The 18,517-nt window shown below is 31.7% G+C and carries 24 protein-coding genes and 1 tRNA gene; 22 read left to right on the top strand and 3 right to left on the bottom strand.

Annotated elements, in window-relative coordinates; genetic code table 11:
- Nucleotides 1-252 precede the first annotated feature (252 nt).
- Nucleotides 253-1,083, top strand: coding sequence for an HD-GYP domain-containing protein (locus tag HALSAC_RS16010; protein ID WP_051412237.1), 831 nt, complete (start codon nt 253-255; stop codon nt 1,081-1,083).
- Nucleotides 1,084-1,430: 347 nt separating this feature from the next.
- Nucleotides 1,431-1,646 carry a hypothetical protein gene (locus tag HALSAC_RS0113045; protein ID WP_027340632.1) on the top strand — a complete coding sequence of 72 codons (216 nt, stop codon included), beginning with the start codon at nt 1,431-1,433 and terminating at the stop codon, nt 1,644-1,646.
- 44 nt (nt 1,647-1,690) lie between these two features.
- On the opposite strand, the gene HALSAC_RS0113040 is transcribed toward HALSAC_RS0113045, so the two are convergent.
- Nucleotides 1,691-2,263, bottom strand: a complete 573-nt coding sequence (locus tag HALSAC_RS0113040; RefSeq protein ID WP_027340631.1) for a 2'-5' RNA ligase family protein — start codon at nt 2,261-2,263, stop codon at nt 1,691-1,693.
- A 406-nt stretch (nt 2,264-2,669) separates the two neighbouring features.
- On the opposite strand from HALSAC_RS0113040, the gene map reads away from it, so the two are divergent.
- From map to HALSAC_RS0112945, 20 genes are all read left to right on the top strand, one after another.
- Nucleotides 2,670-3,416 carry a type I methionyl aminopeptidase gene (gene map / locus HALSAC_RS0113035; protein ID WP_027340630.1) on the top strand — a complete coding sequence of 249 codons (747 nt, stop codon included), beginning with the start codon at nt 2,670-2,672 and terminating at the stop codon, nt 3,414-3,416.
- Between the two features lie 59 nt (nt 3,417-3,475).
- Complete coding sequence (locus HALSAC_RS17870) at nt 3,476-3,661, top strand: encapsulin (RefSeq protein WP_084804531.1); 186 nt, start codon at nt 3,476-3,478, stop codon at nt 3,659-3,661.
- Nucleotides 3,662-3,852: 191 nt separating this feature from the next.
- Complete coding sequence (locus tag HALSAC_RS17865) at nt 3,853-3,975, top strand: hypothetical protein (RefSeq protein ID WP_425402513.1); 123 nt, start codon at nt 3,853-3,855, stop codon at nt 3,973-3,975.
- 142 nt (nt 3,976-4,117) lie between these two features.
- Nucleotides 4,118-4,194 (top strand) — tRNA-Pro (locus HALSAC_RS0113030).
- A gap of 591 nt (nt 4,195-4,785) precedes the next feature.
- On the top strand, nt 4,786-4,941 hold the full coding sequence (locus HALSAC_RS17160) for a hypothetical protein (RefSeq protein ID WP_156924196.1): 156 nt from the start codon (nt 4,786-4,788) through the stop codon (nt 4,939-4,941).
- 126 nt (nt 4,942-5,067) lie between these two features.
- Nucleotides 5,068-5,688: a DUF4397 domain-containing protein gene (locus tag HALSAC_RS0113020; protein ID WP_027340629.1), complete on the top strand. Its 621-nt coding sequence runs from the start codon at nt 5,068-5,070 to the stop codon at nt 5,686-5,688.
- A 661-nt stretch (nt 5,689-6,349) separates the two neighbouring features.
- Nucleotides 6,350-7,120, top strand: coding sequence for a protein kinase family protein (locus tag HALSAC_RS0113015; RefSeq protein WP_027340628.1), 771 nt, complete (start codon nt 6,350-6,352; stop codon nt 7,118-7,120).
- A 217-nt stretch (nt 7,121-7,337) separates the two neighbouring features.
- Nucleotides 7,338-7,934, top strand: a complete 597-nt coding sequence (locus tag HALSAC_RS0113010) for a hypothetical protein (RefSeq protein WP_027340627.1) — start codon at nt 7,338-7,340, stop codon at nt 7,932-7,934.
- An 81-nt stretch (nt 7,935-8,015) separates the two neighbouring features.
- Nucleotides 8,016-8,345, top strand: a complete 330-nt coding sequence (locus tag HALSAC_RS0113005; protein ID WP_027340626.1) for a hypothetical protein — start codon at nt 8,016-8,018, stop codon at nt 8,343-8,345.
- Between the two features lie 142 nt (nt 8,346-8,487).
- On the top strand, nt 8,488-8,976 hold the full coding sequence (locus HALSAC_RS0112995; RefSeq protein WP_027340625.1) for a hypothetical protein: 489 nt from the start codon (nt 8,488-8,490) through the stop codon (nt 8,974-8,976).
- A gap of 182 nt (nt 8,977-9,158) precedes the next feature.
- A complete protein-coding gene (locus HALSAC_RS0112990) occupies nt 9,159-9,404 on the top strand; it encodes a hypothetical protein (protein ID WP_156924195.1) in 246 nt (81 codons plus the stop codon).
- Between the two features lie 18 nt (nt 9,405-9,422).
- Complete coding sequence (locus tag HALSAC_RS17710) at nt 9,423-9,557, top strand: hypothetical protein (RefSeq protein ID WP_281172361.1); 135 nt, start codon at nt 9,423-9,425, stop codon at nt 9,555-9,557.
- 343 nt (nt 9,558-9,900) lie between these two features.
- Nucleotides 9,901-12,285, top strand: a complete 2,385-nt coding sequence (locus tag HALSAC_RS0112980) for a DEAD/DEAH box helicase family protein (RefSeq protein WP_027340623.1) — start codon at nt 9,901-9,903, stop codon at nt 12,283-12,285.
- A gap of 6 nt (nt 12,286-12,291) precedes the next feature.
- Nucleotides 12,292-12,603 carry a nucleoside triphosphate pyrophosphohydrolase gene (locus tag HALSAC_RS0112975; protein WP_027340622.1) on the top strand — a complete coding sequence of 104 codons (312 nt, stop codon included), beginning with the start codon at nt 12,292-12,294 and terminating at the stop codon, nt 12,601-12,603.
- A gap of 163 nt (nt 12,604-12,766) precedes the next feature.
- Nucleotides 12,767-13,138 carry an HIT domain-containing protein gene (locus HALSAC_RS0112970; RefSeq protein ID WP_027340621.1) on the top strand — a complete coding sequence of 124 codons (372 nt, stop codon included), beginning with the start codon at nt 12,767-12,769 and terminating at the stop codon, nt 13,136-13,138.
- An 83-nt stretch (nt 13,139-13,221) separates the two neighbouring features.
- Nucleotides 13,222-13,515 carry a hypothetical protein gene (locus HALSAC_RS0112965; protein ID WP_027340620.1) on the top strand — a complete coding sequence of 98 codons (294 nt, stop codon included), beginning with the start codon at nt 13,222-13,224 and terminating at the stop codon, nt 13,513-13,515.
- 94 nt (nt 13,516-13,609) lie between these two features.
- The gene (locus HALSAC_RS0112960) at nt 13,610-13,816 is read left to right on the top strand and encodes a hypothetical protein (protein ID WP_051412235.1); all 207 of its coding nucleotides are present in this window, start codon (nt 13,610-13,612) and stop codon (nt 13,814-13,816) included.
- Between the two features lie 280 nt (nt 13,817-14,096).
- A complete protein-coding gene (locus tag HALSAC_RS0112955; RefSeq protein ID WP_027340618.1) occupies nt 14,097-14,498 on the top strand; it encodes a nucleotidyltransferase substrate binding protein in 402 nt (133 codons plus the stop codon).
- Nucleotides 14,498-14,800 (top strand): nucleotidyltransferase domain-containing protein, encoded by a 303-nt coding sequence (locus HALSAC_RS0112950; protein ID WP_027340617.1) that lies wholly within the window; start codon nt 14,498-14,500, stop codon nt 14,798-14,800. Before HALSAC_RS0112955 ends, HALSAC_RS0112950 begins: the two co-directional genes overlap by 1 nt.
- 277 nt (nt 14,801-15,077) lie before the next feature.
- The gene (locus HALSAC_RS0112945; protein WP_027340616.1) at nt 15,078-16,202 is read left to right on the top strand and encodes a GNAT family N-acetyltransferase; all 1,125 of its coding nucleotides are present in this window, start codon (nt 15,078-15,080) and stop codon (nt 16,200-16,202) included.
- A gap of 51 nt (nt 16,203-16,253) precedes the next feature.
- On the opposite strand, the gene HALSAC_RS0112940 is transcribed toward HALSAC_RS0112945, so the two are convergent.
- Together HALSAC_RS0112940 and HALSAC_RS16000 are read right to left on the bottom strand one after the other, a co-directional pair.
- Nucleotides 16,254-17,042 (bottom strand): hypothetical protein, encoded by a 789-nt coding sequence (locus HALSAC_RS0112940; RefSeq protein WP_027340615.1) that lies wholly within the window; start codon nt 17,040-17,042, stop codon nt 16,254-16,256.
- 424 nt (nt 17,043-17,466) lie between these two features.
- Complete coding sequence (locus tag HALSAC_RS16000; protein WP_051412234.1) at nt 17,467-18,318, bottom strand: polysaccharide deacetylase family protein; 852 nt, start codon at nt 18,316-18,318, stop codon at nt 17,467-17,469.
- Nucleotides 18,319-18,517: the final 199 nt, after the last annotated feature.

The following is an 18,517-nucleotide window of genomic DNA, read 5'->3' as shown; positions in this document are numbered from 1 at the left end:
AAATTAATAAGAAGTCAACAGAAGTGAAGTTTTGTTAACTTCTTATTTACAAATAAATGAAAACGAGTTATTTATATTAATATCGTTATATATATAAAGTCTATATACCTTAATATATAATTGTATATTTAAACAAATTATCCTTTTTATTTAACGAAATAGTATAATAAAATGAAATAAAATGTATTTTTGTAGTTTATTTTAGTATTTTAATTAACAAAACTTCACTTTGGTTAATAAGGAGAGATGATTATGGAAATAGGTAAAGTAGATATATTGAAATCACTTAAAAAAGAGTATAGATATTATTATGGAAAGATCAAAGCTGTTGATGTAATAGAAGGCTGGTTAAGGATATTAAAGGATAAGGATATATGTACTTATAATCATAGCTGTAATGTGTGTTATTATACAATAGCTATTGCTAAAGAGATGGAGTTCTCAGAGGAAAAACTAGAAAATTTAGCTTCTGCAGCTCTTTTACATGATATCGGTAAGATTTATATACCAGATAGTATTTTGAAAAAGAAGGGTAGATTGATGGAAGCAGAGTATAGGTTAATTAAAGAGCATTCAAAAATTGGATCAGAGATATTAAGTGGGAATGAGAGGTTTAAAGCTATAGAAGGAATTGTTAAATATCATCATGAGTACTATGATGGGCTTGGTTATCCTGAAGGATTAAGTGGTGATAACATTCCTATAGGGGCTAGGATTTTATCTATAATTGATGCTTTTGATACTATCACAAGTGATAGGTGTTATAAAAAGGCCCAAAGTATTGATAAAGGAATTAATGAGCTTATTAGGTGCTCAGGGACTCAATTTGACCCTGAAATAGTTGAAGTTTTTTTGAAAGTATTGAGGAATTTAATTGCTATAGTTAAGAAGGAGCAATTAAATATAAATTATGATGAAAGCCAAATTGAGTTATATATGAAGATAAAGGAAAAGAAAAGGAGATTAAGTGAAGAAGTGAAGGATAGAAGTGATTTATTAACTGATAAGATTATGAAATTAAGTATAGAGATAGATGATATGATAGTAAAGTATAACCATAAAAGAAATGAACAGGCTGAGTAAAAATTAAGATGATGATTGAAAAACAGTTTCATAAAACAAATAACAAAATAAGTTTATTTTTGTAAATAAAACAACCCTTTTATATAAATTCTAAATAAAAAGGTTAACAATGAAGAGGATTTTTATTTTTCATCTAAATTAATAAGTAGATTATATTTTTATAAGAAATATGGTTTTGTTTAAATAATTTAACCTTTGAATCTTTAAGCGAAATTATAGACAATAGCAATCAAACTGCTCAAGCTATAGAGGGGATTGCAGCGGCTATTGATCAGCAGTCTTCAGCATCTAGTCAGATTCAAGGGGCTGTAGAGGAATTAAATGAAGTAACCTAACAGAATGCTTCTATGGTTGAGGAGATAGTTAGCTCTAGTGAATCTTTAAATGACGAGGCAAGGGTAATGTCTAATATAGTTGGAGAGTTTAGATTAAATAGTAAAAGTAATTCAACATCAGTTGAAAATAATTATAACAATCAAAGAAAAGAAGAGCGATCAAGTTTAGATCAGTTAGAAGAAGATATTGAGTTAAGTATAAATGAGGATGATTTTGAAAGGTTTTAAAGTTCTAGAATATAAAATAAAGGACTACTCAATTGAGTAGTCCTTTATTTTAATTGATAAGCAACCAAGATCTTTTCATCAGCTCTTAAACTAGGTCGCCAAATCTCAAGAGCTTTAGCTTTAGTTGAAAGTTTCTTAGGTACCCCATCTAAAGCCAAGCATAATTTCTCATAATCTTTATTAGGCATGGGGTTTTGAGAGAAACGATTGTTTAATATTGTCATATGAAAGTCCCACTCTTCATATTTTTCTATAGAAGAAACTCCTTTATCTATTAGTTTTTGATGTATCTTAGTAGCTAACTGGTTTAAGCTAGGGGTTTTAGCTACATCCAATACTAAAAATTTATCCTTTACAAAGAAGCATTTGAAGTTATTAATTTGGACATCTATTTTAGGGCTTTTAGAGACTATCAGTTCAATTATCTCTTTAGCTTCTTCAAGAGAGTCCTTATAGATTCTATCTAAAGTAATATGGAGCTGAGGATAAGGTTCATCTTCATAGAGGTTATAATTTTCTATTATCTTCTTTTGTATATTTAAGGCAGGTCTTATCCCTTCATCATCTAATGTTAGGACTATGAATAACTCTTTATCTAAATTAGCCTTTTTTATCATCTTTAAACTCCTCCAGAAAATAGTGTGGTCATACTATTGTTTATTATTTATATTTTACTATATTTATAGGGTTATATCAAATCTCCTTTAAAGGCTGGTAATTAATTGACAGGAGAAGGGAACTGTTTTATAATTGAGAGTAGAACTTTATAGTAATTAAGAGGCACTTTGTGCCATTAGTTGTGGGTGATGAGTGACGAGTAATGAGTAAGGTCAAAACCTCTTATTAAAATTAGGTAATAAAGTGTTTTATGGGGTTTTAAGGTATTACTGCTTACTCATCATTAGTAATAACAATACATAATGAAAAAGAATAGATCTGATTAGAGAGGATTAACCTTATTCTTTATAAGAGTGAATTATAATTTAAGGAATAAGGTAAAATAGATAAGAGGTGATGATGTTTATGATTATTAGAAAATCTAATCGTGAGTTGGATATTATGAGAAAGGCTGGGTATATAGTTGCTAGAACTCACCAGCTTTTAAGAGAGGAGATAAAGCCAGGTATTACTACTGGAGAGATAGATAGGATTGCTGAAGAGTTTATTCAAAGCCAAGGGGCCACCCCCTCCTTTAAAGGTTATCATGGCTTTCCTGCTACTGTATGTGCTTCTGTTAATGAGGAGGTTGTTCATGGGATACCAGGGCCAAGGGTCTTAAATGAGGGTGATATTATCTCTATTGATATTGGTGCTATTATAGAAGGTTATCATGGAGATGCTGCTACAACTTTAGGAGTAGGTGAGATATCTAAGGAGGCTCAAAAACTCTTAGATGTAACAGAGGAGTCTCTACATAAGGGGATAGAGCAAGCTGTATTGGGTAATAGACTTTCAGATATATCCTATGCTGTTCAGAAGTATGCTGAATCTTATGGTTATGGAGTAGTTCGTAAGTTTGTTGGCCATGGAATAGGTAAGAATCTTCATGAAGATCCACAGTTACCAAACTTTGGGCCAGCAGGTCGTGGGCCAAGACTTAAAGAGGGTATGGTCTTAGCCATTGAACCGATGATCAACGAGGGGACCCATAAGGTTCTTACTTTAGATGATGATTGGACTGTAATAACTAAGGATAAGAAGTTATCGGCTCATTTTGAACATACAGTGGCCGTTACTGCTGAAGGGCCGAAGTTGTTGACAAAGCTTTAAGGCAGAGGATAGAAAATAGAGGACAGAGGATGTTAAGGGCTTTCATAGGATGATTCAGAATTAAACCATTAATAGAGTTAGAGATTCCCTTTAAGCTTAGTTTTAAAGAGGTTGAAGCTCTTATTGGTGGTGCTGAGGATATTGATATAGATGCTTTAGTTGAAGGCGCAGAGAAGATTGCTAGAGCAGAGGATGAAGCTATATTTTATGGTGTGGAAGAAGGAGAGATAAGAGGGTTGCTATAGGAGATTGAACAGGAGTTAGTAGAGGTAAATGATGAAGGTCTAGTTTTTGCAGTAGCAAAAGGAGTAAAGAATATGATTTGAGAGGGTGTTGATGTAGCTTATACTTTATTGTTAGGGCCAACTCTTTACTTTTTAGATGATCTAGGTTATCCAACCAAGAGAAGGATAGAGGAGCTGATTGAAGGGGGGGTATTTCTGCACCTGATTTAGATGATAAAGGGGTATTATTATCTAGCAGGGGGGATGATTATGAGTTAATTCTCGGTGAGGATATCTCCAAAGGTAAACTAGCCAGAGGCGATAGTGGTCTTTGAATAGTATCTGTGTGGGTGCAAGTGTCAGAGGATTCAAAGTTTTTTTAGCTATTTTAAGGTTTTTGACTGATACTGACACTTAAGACCCCTTGACAATTTTTCATAGAGATAGTATACTAATTTAGGTAAAAGGTTGAAGTTTCGGGCTGTGGCGCAGTTTGGTAGCGCACTGTGCTGGGGGCGCAGGGGTCGTTGGTTCAAATCCAATCAGCCCGACCAATTGAAAAGCTTGATATATTGAGGGTGGAGAGGGTTCCGAGAGGAGCGCTCTTTTTTTATTTTTTGGTGAATTGCCGACATTTCTGGTATTGAAGTGTTGGTTTTGAATTTAAAAAGATAAAGCCAAAGGATTAGATGCTGAATGAGTTCAGACAAGAGCCGATAAGATCCTTACAAGAGATTAAAAAATAAAATTAAAATTGGAAATAGTGTTTTGGTGGTGAAGAACGGATAGTAAGTTGGCCCTGGGCAAGTTAGAGGTAAGCATAGGACATCTAATTTGAATATGGAGAGTGTATATCCAATATGGATATGCTTTTTAAATTAATATAGAATTCATTGGAGGGATAGTATCTATTTTCCAGAATGAATATAATTGAAGTATGATAATTGTGCTCTATAAACATAAACTTTATATTATTTGGTTTTTTATGCTTAAATTTATGAAGGTACAAAATAATAAAGAGTAATTGATACAATATATGAGAGAAAAATAAGAGTCAGGAAATAAGATTAATAATAAAGGAGTCAAGGGCCAACGCCTTTGACTTTTTTAGTTATAGATTAAAAATAAGGAGGTGTTGTCAGTAAATGAATGATAAAGAGACTAAGGTCATTAAATATAGCGGTAAGAAGTGTGACATTAGTAGGAGGCAGTTATATAGGTGGCTAGAGGATGAGTTCTTTAGAGAGGTTTACTACCAAAGGTTAGATAAGATTAAGATAAGTTCAATCCTAAATTGCTGAATATGATTAAAAATGAAGTCAAGAGCCAACATACCTTTTGAAAGTTTTAAAAGCACAAGATATAGTATAAATTCATATTATGTTAGTATTACAGTTGAAAATAAAAAGGGAATGAGGTGATTAATTTTGGCTAGTAATTGGTTTAGATCTCCTGGTTTTATACGGTTATTACATTCTTCTCCTGATGCACCAGCTGTAGATGTTTATGCAAATAATATGAAGGTAGCATCTAACCTTAGTTTTAAGGATTTAACAGGCTATCTAAGGCTTAGATCTGGTAGGTATAATATTGAGGTATTTCCAGCTGGTAGGAGAATGAATCCGGTATTACAAGAGAATATTGTTATAAGGTCAGGTTCTATTTCTACTGCTTCGGTTATTGGGAGGGTAAGAAATCTAAATTTACTTGCTATAGAAGACCCTAAAGAAAATCCGACAAGAGATATTGCATATATTAGAGCAGCTCACTTGTCGCCAAATGCTCCTGCTGTAGATATTGAACTAAATGGTCGTAGAGTTTTTAGAAATCTATCATATAGAGATGTAACTAGACACTTTTCTGTTAGTCCAGGAACTTATAACCTAAGTATTTATATAGCTGGTACTGATACTAGAGTTCTTGAAATTCCAAATGTTGTATTGCAGCCGGGATTCTATTATACTACTTTTGCATTGGGGTTAGTGGATGAAGAACCTCCATTGCAAACTATAACATCTATTGATGGATTATATAGGTTTATCTCTTAAGGGATAAGGATAAGGCTATGGTAAAAATTAGAACAGGGAGGGTATTTACATCTGATGGTTAGATGTAAATACCCTCTTTTTCTATTCGTTGTTTAATTCTGAGGAGTCTTCGTTTTTCAAAGTAGAGAGGAATTGTTTTTAGTGATCCTGCGGGGTGTTGTCTGATATCTTTATCTACTTTTTTCATCATTCTGTTAGTCTTATTTATGTAGTCCTCTGCTGTGTGTAGGTCAGATATCATATAGTATTGCGTGATTGTTTTTAAGGTTAAGAAATTTTATATTTATGGATAATCTTGGAGGGATATATTCTTTTATCTAGAAAGAAAAAGGTGTACTTGTTAATATTTTTATTAAGATTTAGCTGTACAGGAAGAATTAATCAATCAAGGGTATGATGATTTTTGGGAGAAAATAAATTTCAATTCTAAAAGAATAGATATAGTAGTAGGGTTATTTTTAGCATTTATTTTTGGAGTCATATTTCAATTATTGCAAACTATATTTCTGAAATAATAAAGGCTATTTTATAAAGTGAAATTATGACTCAATTAAGGTAAGTATTAATTTGTAAATTTGGTTTATAGGTACAAAGTATTGAATAAATTTTAGAAAAGGTAAATAGTCAAAGTCAAAAATAACAAGTTTGTGAGGTGATTTAATTGAAAAAAATAGTTGGTTTGATTTTAGCCTTTGTTTTAATATTAACTCTAAATTCTTGTTTTGCAATAGAAGATGAATTTGTTGTCAGCAAAGAATATAGTAATGATTATTTTTCTTTAAATTATCCAAGGGAGTGGGAGAAAGAAGTTAAGGGTAGCGGGATAAATAAATTCATTATTTGGCAAGAAGAAGGGTTAGACTTTCAATTTATTATAGATGTTAGAGAAATAACAGATAGTGAAGTAAAAGAAAATCATTGGCAAGAAACATTTAAAATAGCAGAAAAATTTAAGAGTATGAATATAATAGATTTGGGGCAAGTAGAGATTGATGGTGAGATAGGGGAGAAGTTAGAATTAGAAGTTAAAATTCCTGATGGAAAAATTGAAAATTTATATTATCAACTAGAAAAAATAAGAAACTCTTATGAAGAAATAGATCAATATCTAAAAGGTGTAGGATCAGTAAGTGACTTTATAAAAGAGATTAAAAATGAGGCAACTAAATTAGATGAAATAGAAGCCATTTTGCCGAGTATTAATAACAATAATTATTACATTGATAAAGAAGAATTACTTACTTTTGCAGTTGTTGAAGGGGTTAAATATGAGTTGGAATCTAGTAAAGAAGGGAGATTTAAAGAAAAATATATAGTTGTTAATAAAGAAGAGGTTAAGTTCCGAATGGTTTTTTCTGGTAATAAAGTAGAATATGACAATAAAATTGAAGCTGTTCAACAGGTGCTTGATACTATTAAATTAGTTGATTAAGAATTTAAGTTAAATAAATTGTCGATTAGAATAGTAGAAAGGTCACATAATTAATTAAAAAATATAAAAATGAGAGGTGATTTAAATTAAGAAACGTTATTTTGTATTTTTCATTATCTTTAGTTTATATTATGCACTAGGAAATCTTATTTTTTCAGAAAGCAATATAATTGGCAATATCTATAATGTTTTATTAGCAGGATTATTAGGGAGCATTATGTATTTTGGTGGAAAAAAATTATTAAAGCTAGCTATGATAAATTTAAAAAGCTCATTCAAAAGTATAAATGATAAAAGAATTAATCTAATAAATATGTTTTTAGAATTTCTTTTATTATTTACCATCTTAGATACTATAAGATTTATTTTTAAGGAAGCTTTTTTTACTAGTCTTTATCGAGGATTTTTGGGTTCAATAAGTACTGCTATTTTCTTTACATTAGGATTTTATCCAATACAAAGATTATTTCTAAAGAATAATGAAAGTGAAGTTAATTATTCAGAAAAGCTTAAGGTGGATAATAACTTAAAAGAAGCTTTTCAGCTATCTTTAAATTCTTTAGAGCAAATAAAGAAATCCAAGATTATAGAAGCAAATAAGAAAAAAGGAGTTATCAAAGCCAAGGTAGGTCTAAGTTGGGAAAGTTTTGGAGAGCAAATCAAGATAAGCATAAAGAATGTTAATTCTAATAGAGTAGAAATTAATATTAGTAGTAAGCCTAGTTGGGAAGAGACTAAGGTTGATTATAATAAGAATTATAATAATGTAAAGAAGATAAGCACTTATTTAAAAGATAATGTTGGGGTTGTTTAAGAATTAATAATTGCTGAAATTAAGATAACATCAGCATAATAAATATGAATCTATGTCGATAAAGAAAGGAGGAGAGTAATTATGAAAAAGAAACAGTGGATTGTTGTTTTAGTCTTGGTACTAATGGCATTTATAATATTTGGATGTTATTACTTTATATCGTCATCAGTAGTTGAATATCATTTCCCTATTTTCCCGTGGTCCTTAATTGATGTTACAATGCTGCTAGTTAGGTTTGGAATATCCATCATAGTTAAAAGTTTAACAATAGCAGGTGTTATATATATTGTTGCACATATGTTTAAATTACCAAAACAGTATGATAGGATTAAAAAAATTGATGAGTTGGAAAAGGATATTAAAATGATGAAAGAAAAGCTTGAAAAAATAGATGATATTAAAAGTAATTAGTTGGTTTTTTCTAAGCTTATTAAAAGGTTATAAATCAGATAAAATAAATGATTTGATAATCTTTGTTGCAAAAGATAAAAGTAATGAAGGGTTAATATTTTAATCTTATATAAAGAGTACTATTGGCTAGGAGATGATAGTAATGGAATTTTTAGATTTATATCTATTAGCTATTATATTTTATGATTTAATTAAATTTGCAAAGAATTATTATAATTTAAAGAGATGTGGTGGCGAAAAAGTAGATTGTTTTAATAATAAATCAGGAACTAAGTCTTTTATGATAGGGTTTTTTGTAGTTCTTTCGTTTTTTAACCTTTTTTTGATGTTTGATTCTAATATAATTAATAAGGTATTATTCCAATTATTATTAATAGGTCTACTAATTCAAGATTTGATAAAGATAACTGTATATAAAAATGGGATATTTTATAGTGGCAAATTTACTGCCTGGAGTAATATTGATTTTGTTAGAAAGCTAGATGGTAGGGTTCAAATTAAACCCAAGGATAGTTGGCTTGGTTTAATTGATTTTGGTGAGGTAAAAAGGGAGAAGGATTTATTGGAGTTAATAGAGAGTAAGATTGAGAAAGAAAAAAAGAAGTTAAGAGTTAAGGAGGAATTGAATTAATATTGAGATGAAAATGATAGTTAAATAATTAAGAAAATGATAGTTAAATAATTAATATAATTGATATAATTTAAGGTGAAGAGAAAATTCAATTAAGAGTTAAAAATTAAGAATTAAAGGCCAAGAGCAAGAATAGAGTGATTAAAGAGCTAAAGGTTTATGAAAGTAGAGGTGATGTTATTATGATTAGGATGAGGGCCCTTGGTACCTTTAAAGGTATTGAGGGTTTTGTAGTTAGAGGGAGTGAGTTTGAGACTAGTGAGAGAAGGGCCAAGGTTTTAAAGAGGAGGAAATTGGCTGAGGAGGTTTTTGGCCCAGAAGAAGATAAGGCTGTTGGCCCGGGTGAGATGAAGGGAGATAATGAGGAAGTTGATGATTCTAAGGAGTTATTGAATGGCAAGAAGTTTAAGGTGGCTGATTTGGAGTAGGTAGCCAAGTTGTTGGAGATGAGTGGTGTTAGTGGATTGAATAAGGAAGAGCTTATAGAGAAAGTTAGTGAGGTGCTTTCTGAAAGAGGGGTTAGAGAGTTGGAAAGTATTGGGAAAGGAGAGGTTTTAGATCAATTAAGAATTAAGGATTAAGAGTTAAGAGTTAAAGATCAAAATCAAAGTCTTATACGCAGCGCCCCGAAGGTGCTTTTCCTGAGGAAGTACTCTTGGGGTGACTAAAATCTGATAAGAGCCGATTAATGTCTGACAAGAGCATAAAAGATATATTAATTATTATAAAAATCAAAAGCATTGGAACCACGAATTAAGGATAAGGGTTAAAATCAAGGGGTAAGGGATGAGTGGTAAGGGGTATTTATTAGTTTTTTCAATTATTTACTAATAAAGAAGGAAAAAAGAAGTCTTTATAGAAACAAATTAAGTATAATTTGCATTAAAAACAAATTATATAAATTTTTGATAGGTGGGGTGAGTTATGCAAAATTCTATAACAGGAAGAGGAGTATCATTATACTCTCATTTAATTGAAGAGATAAGAAAGGCTAAAGATATAAAGATACTAGTCTCTTTTCTTCGAGAGTCTGGAGTTAAGTTGATTCTTAAAGAGTTGAAGAAGCAAGCATTAAAGGGAGCCGATATAAAGATTATTACCAGCAGATATATGAATATAACTGAGCCATCAGCTTTAAGTTTATTAAAATATGAATTAGGAGATATGGTGGATTTAAGGTTCTTTAGTCAAGAGGATATCTCATTTCACCCAAAAAGCTACTTTTTTAAAAATGAGAAGGAGAAGGTTCTCTTTATAGGTTCTTCTAACCTTTCTTACTCCGCATTGATATCAGGGGTAGAGTGGAATTATAGGTTAGTCAAGGAGACTGATAAAGAAGCTTATGATAAATTTGAGGAAGAATTTAATAGAATCTATAATGAGGAATCGATTGTAATAGATAAGAAGGTATTAAATAATTATGCAAGTAATTGGAGAAAACCAAGAAAGTATATAGAAGAGGTAGAAGAAGGATATAGTCAAACTAAGGTTCCAGAGCCAAGAGGTGCTCAGATTGAAGCTTTATGTGAGTTGAAGCTAGCTAGAGAAGAAGGTTATAATAAGGGGATGGTTGTAGCTGCAACAGGTATTGGTAAGACTTATTTGGCTGCTTTTGATTCGATTAATTTTACTAAGGTGTTATTTATAGCTCATCGAGAAGAGATTTTAAAACAAGCAGAAGCTTCATATAAGACTATAAGTCCTAACTTAAAAACCTCATTCTTTAATGGTGAAGAAAAAGATAAAAGTGGTAAAGCTGTATTTGCTAGTGTCCAGACATTAGGGAAAGAAGAATATTTAAATGATAATTACTTTAAAAAAGAAGAATTTGAGTATATTATAGTCGATGAATTTCATCATGCAGCTGCAGATACATACAAGAGAGCTATTGATTATTTTGAACCAAATTTCTTATTGGGATTGACTGCAACACCTTATCGGATGGATAATAAGGATATTAATCAGTTATGTGATGATAATATAATCTATGAAATTAATTTAAAGGATGCCATTAATCGCCAGCTATTGGTTCCTTTTAAGTACTATGGGATCTATGATTCAGAGGTTGATTATAATCAAGTACAGTTTTCGAATAGCCAATATAATACTAAGGATTTAGAGAAAAATTTATCTACTCATCAAAGAGCAGATTTGATTTTAAAGCACTATAATAGTTTAGCTGGGAAGAGAACGATAGGCTTTTGTGCTTCTATTAGCCATGCTAATTATATGGCCCAATATTTTAATGATAATAACATTAAAGCTGTTTCTGTACATAGCTCAAAGGACAAGGGCCAACACTTTATGGAAAGAGATCAAGTAATCGCTAATCTTTCTAAAGGAGATATAGATATTATCTTTGCAGTAGATATCTTTAATGAAGGGATCGATATTCCTTCGCTAGATACAGTATTATTTCTACGACCTACAGAATCTTATGTGCTCTTCTTACAACAATTGGGTAGAGGGTTAAGAAAAGATGAAGATTCAGAAAAAGAGCATCTAAAGGTGCTAGATTTTATAGGGAATTATAAGCGGGCACATTATATCCCATTGCTTTTATCAGGTAAGAACCCAATGGAGTCTAAGAAGATGGATATTAGAGAGATTGAAGAGTTTGAATATCCAGATGATTGTAAGGTCTCTTTTGATTTTAAAGTGATTGATTTATTCAAAGAGATGGCAGCTAATGATCCTTTAAGGGAGCGAATGAGGGATGAATACTTTAGGTTAAAGAATAGTTTAGGAAGAAGGCCATTGAGAAAGGATATCTATGAGGGTGTAGATATCGATATCAAAGAATACACTAGAGGAAAATATAAAGGGTATTTAAGATTTTTAGATTCGATTGGAGAATTAAATGAGAATGAGAAGATATGGCTTGATACTATTGTTGAACAATTTTTACTTGAATTAGAAAAAACCAGTATGAGTAAGTCCTATAAGATACCTACATTGCTGTCATTGTTAGATGATGATAATAAGTTAAAAAGAGAAGTCAGTATTGGGCGAGTAGGCGAGATCTATATGAATTTTTATAAAGAATATAAGGTACATCAAAAGGATCTAAATAATAAAAGGCATAAGAATTGGAAGGATTGGGCCAAGGATAAATTTATTAAAGAAGCAGTTAGAAATCCGATAAAGTATCTAAGTAAAAGGGATTATTTTATTTATGACGAGATAAATAAGAAGTTTATGTTAGTGGAAGAGTTAGAGCCATATTTAAATAAAGATTTAGCAGAGCATTTTTTAGATATCCTAAAGTATAGGAAGACATATTATTTTAGAAGGAGATTTAAGGAGTGAGAGAATATGAAAGAGTATGATAAATTAATAAGAGATAAAATTCCAAAGATAATAGAAGAAGCAGGGAAGAATTATAATGCAGAGGTTATGGGAGAGCGGGAGTATAAATCTTATCTAAAGAAGAAACTCCTAGAAGAGGTCGATGAGTATATAGAATCTGAAGAGGTTGAAGAGCTAGCTGATATTTTGGAAGTGATTTATGCTATCATAGATTTAAAAGGTATAGACTTAGAAGAAGTAGAAAGAATCAGAAAAAAGAAAGCTCAAGACCGAGGAGCCTTCAAAAAAAGACTAAAGCTCTTGAAGGTATATAGTTAGTTTACAGTTAAGGACTTTTAAAAACTTTAAATTAAAAAACCTTTAAATCAGATTTAATCAGCTCTTATCAGAACTTAATCTGTGCCAAGCCTTTTGCATTTAAGGTTTTGACTGTAGCTCACGGCACATAGCTCACAGCTAACTATTGAAAATCGAGGTGAAGATTATGTCGTGCATATTTTGTAATAGAAAAGAACTAGACATCAAACTAGAAAGCAACCTAGCCTTTGCAATCTTTGATAAGTATCCTGTCAATGAAGGTCATATGCTCATAATAACTAAAAGACACTTCAGTAACTTTTTTAATATAACCCCAGAGGAGATGGCTGAGGTACAGAACTTAATTATAAAGGCCAAAGAAAAGTTAGATAGCCTCCATAACCCAGATGGGTATAACATAGGAATTAATGTATGTGAAGATGCCGGTCAAACTATTATGCACCTTCACATACACCTGATCCCTAGATATAAAGGTGACATTGATAATCCTAGAGGTGGGATTAGAAATCTTATGCCTAATCTGGTAGAGTATTAGTACTTATATTAGATTCAAATACATAATTTAAGATAAAACGGGTAGGATAAATCCCATTGAATTTAATGGGAGAGTGCAACTTTATGAAACTGATTGAATACTTTTACTGTAAAATTAAAGAGGGATATTATTTTAGTGGTGTCTTTGCAGGTGAAAATTTGAGTTATGATCTACTAGATATCTGTACAGGAGAAAAAGGGTATAGGGTTGGAAGTAAGGATATAGAAGATTTAGGTATAAAAGATTTAGAGGCAGAAGAGATAATAGATAAGTACGGTAATGAAGAGACTAAAGAGTCAAGCTCACCATTGGACAAGATGTGGACTAAAGAAGATATTTTAATAGCATTAAAAAAAGGTGAAGAGATACTTTTTTAATAATTAAAGTCATCCCCTTCAGGCCAACTATATTTAATACTCAGGAGTGATAGAAATCTTAACTATTAAATGTGCTAAGTGTAAAACTAAGATTATGAAATATAAGAAGATAGGAAAAGGAAGGATCTTAAGGTGCTGGGAGTCTAAGATTAAGAATCTTTATGGGGAGATTAAAGAAGAAAAGTTAGTATGCAATAACTGTGATAATATCATAGGAGAGATTGAGTCTAAGGGTAAAAGAAATTATGTCAAGATGAATAGAGAAGAATTTACATATAGCGGAAGGAAGATAAGGAAGTAATATTTTAATCTTCAATTATCAAGCCAACGCTCCCGCCCTCTAAGAGTTAAAAAACTAACGGAGGGTGTGTGATGGTGTTGGCTTCTATAAGTTGTTATGCTTTGACGAGGTTGCATATTGGTCTTATATTATTTTGAAAATGAAAATACATAAAAGGATAATTATTAGTTTTGGATAAATAATAAAGTAGATGAGGTAGGTATAGAGAGGGTAGTGATGTGTTTAAACTATAATATAAATATGTTTTCAATAATTTATAATTTAAAAAGGTGGTGTGGTTATGAATTCATTACGCTGGGAAGAGAAGTTAGGGGATTTTAAGAGTGCTTTGGATAGATTAGAGGAAGGATTGAAAGAAAAGGATATAAATCCTTTGATGATAGATGGTGTGATTCAAAGATTTGAATTTAATTATGAATTAGCTTGGAAGGTCATGAAATATTTCCTTGAGTATCAAGGAATCGAAGGGGCCAAAAGTCCAAGGAGTACCTTTAGAGAGGCTTATGCTATTGGTTTGATAGAAGATGGTGAGGCTTGGATTGATATGTTAAAGGATAGGAATTTAACTAGTCATACCTATGATGAAGAGAGGGCTAGGAGTATCTATGAAAAAGTTAAAGAAAAACATTTTGATAACCTTAAGGCTGTTTATGATAGGTTGAAGGAAGAGGAAGTAGAGTAATGAGGTTTGGATTAAAGGAAGAGGTCGTAGAGGAGATAGTAAGGGTTATAGGTCAGGAGGAGAAGATAGAGAAAGCTGTAATCTTTGGCTCCAGAGCTAGGGGTGATTGGAGAAAAGGTTCTGATATTGATATTGGAATTTATGCAAAGGGTATGGATAGTAAAGATTTTAATCTATTAAGAGATGAGCTAGAGCAGTTAGATATTATTTATAAGATTGATGTGGTTGATGTTTATGGTTTGAGCAAGGAAAGGTTGGTTGATAATATCGAGGAAGAAGGAAAAGCTATTTATAAATCATAGTAACAAAGATAATATTATAGAAGAGATTGAGTCTAAGGGTAAAAGAAATTATGCAAGGTGAATAGAGAAGGATTTACATATAACGGAAGGAAAATTAGAAAGTAATATTTTTACGGGCCAACATTCACACCCTCGAAGAGTTAAAAAACTAACGGAGGCTGGTGGTGTTGGTTTCTGTAGTTGTTATGCCTTGACGAGGTTGTATATTGGCCTGGGAAGTAATTAATATTAATAAAGTTTAAAAGATTGATCCCTAAATAATAAGGAGGAGATGATAGTGTTGGAAGCAATTCGCCTAATGCGAGAGGAAGAAGAAGCTAAGGTAAAAAGCCTTGCTAAAAGCTCTTTTGGTTTTTTACATGGCAGCTTAGTTAAAACAACTGAACATACCTATGTGTATGAACTTTCAGAAGAGATTGTAGGAGTTGTTGTACTTGAAACTTTTGCTTTCCAGAGAAATCGGCTTGGTGGTGTGGTAAAGTGGCTATTTACTGATCAGAAAGCACGTGGTCGGGGTGTAGCTAGTGCATTAATTGAGCATTCGGTTAGAAAATTACAAGAACTCGGTTGTGACGAGATGTTTACAACAGTTGAGGGTTATAATACTGATTCGAGTAATCGTTTTGCTGATCAAGGCTTTATGCCCCTTAGTGCTATGCAGCAGATACGCCGGTATGGTCTTAGTTTACTAAAAATAGGGCCAAAGACATTTCATACAATAGATATTGGCCATTTTCTGTGGGCTAGATCTGGGGATATCTCCCAGAGTTCAAAAGGGTCTGAAAATTTAGAGGATACTCGCCAGTTTGTAGGTGGAGGTGCCTTAGCTTGGTGGGCTAATGTGTTGATTATGTCAGTTATTTTAATGCTTCAATGCTTTCGTGTCGGGTCATCAACTGAACTTATGTGGCAACTACCGATTGCAGTTGCCTTGGTATTTGGAGTACGTTCTCTGACAATGAAATTAGTTGCAAATTGGATTGGATGTGAGTTAGAGTATAGAATTTGGGAAACTGGACTTACGCTCTCGGCAATTATTGCTGTTTTCTTAGGTGGAGTTTTTCCGTCTCCAGGCTGCTATTATCCTAAGCAAGTTCGGTGGAGCTATCGCAAAAAGTTATCACAGCTTGCAATCATATCATTTTTTGGTGCGCTTTCGGTGCTTATTCTTGCTTGGCTTATTTTTGCCTACCAGGCATTAGCAATTAGTAATATCGCACCTGAGATGATAAGTAATCTATTGCGAACTTCATTCTTTTTGGCCTATTCATTGCTAATATATGAGGTGCTTCTTCCTTTATTTCCTTTCGAATCTTACAACGGAAGGCGAGTATGGGATTATAACCGCACTTTGTGGGGTATTTTGGCAGCTGGAACTATTGTTCTTTTTCTGATTTCTTAGAATTACCCAAAATTAAACATAGAAACCGATTTCTTTTTTAATCTCTTTATCTTATGAAAGATCAAATTTGAAATTCTTCACAACTATTCCTGTGATAATTATAATACCTATAATAGCAGCTATAACTACGCTAATTATTAATTCTTCAGCTATAAAAAGGCGTTTAATTATAATGCCTAATAATGCCCAGACTATTACTAAATTATAATACAGATCTCTTCTTTTAATATAAATATATCTTCCAACTATAACTGCAATGGCAATCATTCCAATAGTCCAAGGGATTGCTGGAATTATATTATCATAAAGGTTGAGATCAACCAGTAATGTAGTTAAGTTAGCTAAAGTTGCTACTGTAATCCATCCTGTATAGATGCTAAAGGGAAGATGGACAAATAATTTTTCGGATCTACTTACTCTTCTTAGTCCAATTTCTAAGCGATTATAGATTAATATTAAAGAAGTTAACAACACAAGCATTATTATAAAAGATAGACCAATTTTAAGGTAATGCCAAGCAAAGATCCAACTTGCATTGGCTAAAGATGAAATAAAAAATAAGTAACCTATTCTATCTAAGAAGTCAACTTGAGAATCTGGTATAGAAAGTAAACCTCTAAGCTGATATAAGGTAAAGAATGCTAATGAAAGATAAATCAGCCCCCAGATAGAGAAGGTAATCGGTGCTGGAGTAAATAAGTTAGGATATAATCCAGCTACTTCACCTGTTGTATAATCGTTAATAGGTAAAATATTTGCTAGAGCATTAATGACAACTACTAAAATGAAGGCAAGAAGGTTTAACAATTGTAATATTCTTCTATTGGTATTGACAGACAATTTTTTCACCTCCTTCATAACTTCTTATTAAGGCTTTTAGTTATTATATTATTACTTATTAACCTATGCAAGTATTCAACAATAATTCAATAATTATAGATGATTTAATTAGCTAAGAAAGAAAAAGGTTTGAATAATTCTAAAAAAGGCCAACTATATTTTATATTCAGGAGTGATAGAAATCTTAACGATTAAATGTGCTAAGTGTAAAACTAAGATTATGAAATATAAAAAGGTAGGAAAAGGAAGGATCTTAAAGTGCTGGGAATCTAAGATTAAGAATCTTTATGGGGAGATTAGATAAGAAAATTTAGTATGCAATAACTGTGATAATATTATAAATAAGCCACCTATTAAACTGGGTGGCTTATAGTTTTAGACCAACATTTAGCTATCTTCAATTAATTTCAACAATAGATCGAATTTAAAATAGTAGCTGATCAATAGTTTTGAATTCATATCCCTCTTCTTCTAATAGATCGATTATTTCTGGCAAAGCTTCAACAGTTTCTTTATTAATAATACCATTATGGAGTAATACAATTCCCCCAGGATGGTGATGTCTTTTTACTTGACCTACTATTTCTTCGTGGGTGTCCTGGGCATAATGCCAATCAAAGCTATCAATAGACCAGTTGACTATCTTCCAACCTCCATAGCCTAAAGATTCAATAGTTTCGTCATTAATAGCGCCAAAAGGTGGTCTGATAATGGTAGGATAAATACCTGTAGCTTTTTCAATCTCTTCAGAAGTTGGTATTATCTGATTATATAATACTTCCTCATTACTTAAATCAGTGAAGTTATCATGGTTCCAAGAGTGATTAGCAACTTGGTGCCCTTCTTCTACCATTCTTTGAGCAATTTCAGGAAATAACTCTACATTTTCTCCTAATAAAAAGAAGGTAGCTTTAATCTCTCTTTCCTTTAATATATCTAGCATTTGTGGTGTGTTAATATGTTCAGGTCCATCATCAAAGGTGAGAGCAATTAGCTTTTCTTCAGTTTCTTTACTTAAAAAGAAGGTTTGTGGATACTTCTTAGCTTGTCGTTGAATAGTTTCTTTGAAATCTTCTAATTCCTCATCCATTCCTTCACCTTCATCATTATTATTTGAATTTTCAGCAGATAATTTAGGGCTAGCTTCTAAATTATCTGCTTCATCTCTAAGCTCATTATTATCTGGAAGTGTAATAAATCCTAAGTCCCCTAAAGCAAAGCCAAAGACAAGAATTACTAATAGTATAGTTAATCCAATAAAATATTTTGATCTCATTTTCTTCTCCTTTCAAAAGAGTTGTTATTAGTTTTTTTAGTACTTATATTTTAGTTTATCACAAAGGAGGTAGGTTTATAGATTGAATTTATAGATAATTATCTTTTTTGGGGGGCTTAGAAAAAGAGGAGATAAGATATAAAGGTTTTATAAGTAGAAAAATAATTATTTATAATTCATATTTTAATTAATATATAGA

The organism is Halonatronum saccharophilum DSM 13868, from assembly GCF_000517025.1.
In the GTDB taxonomy this organism is placed as follows: domain Bacteria; phylum Bacillota; class Halanaerobiia; order Halobacteroidales; family Halobacteroidaceae; genus Halonatronum; species Halonatronum saccharophilum.
Note: the sequence above shows the minus strand (reverse complement) of the source record. Positions and strands in the feature narration are given on the sequence as shown.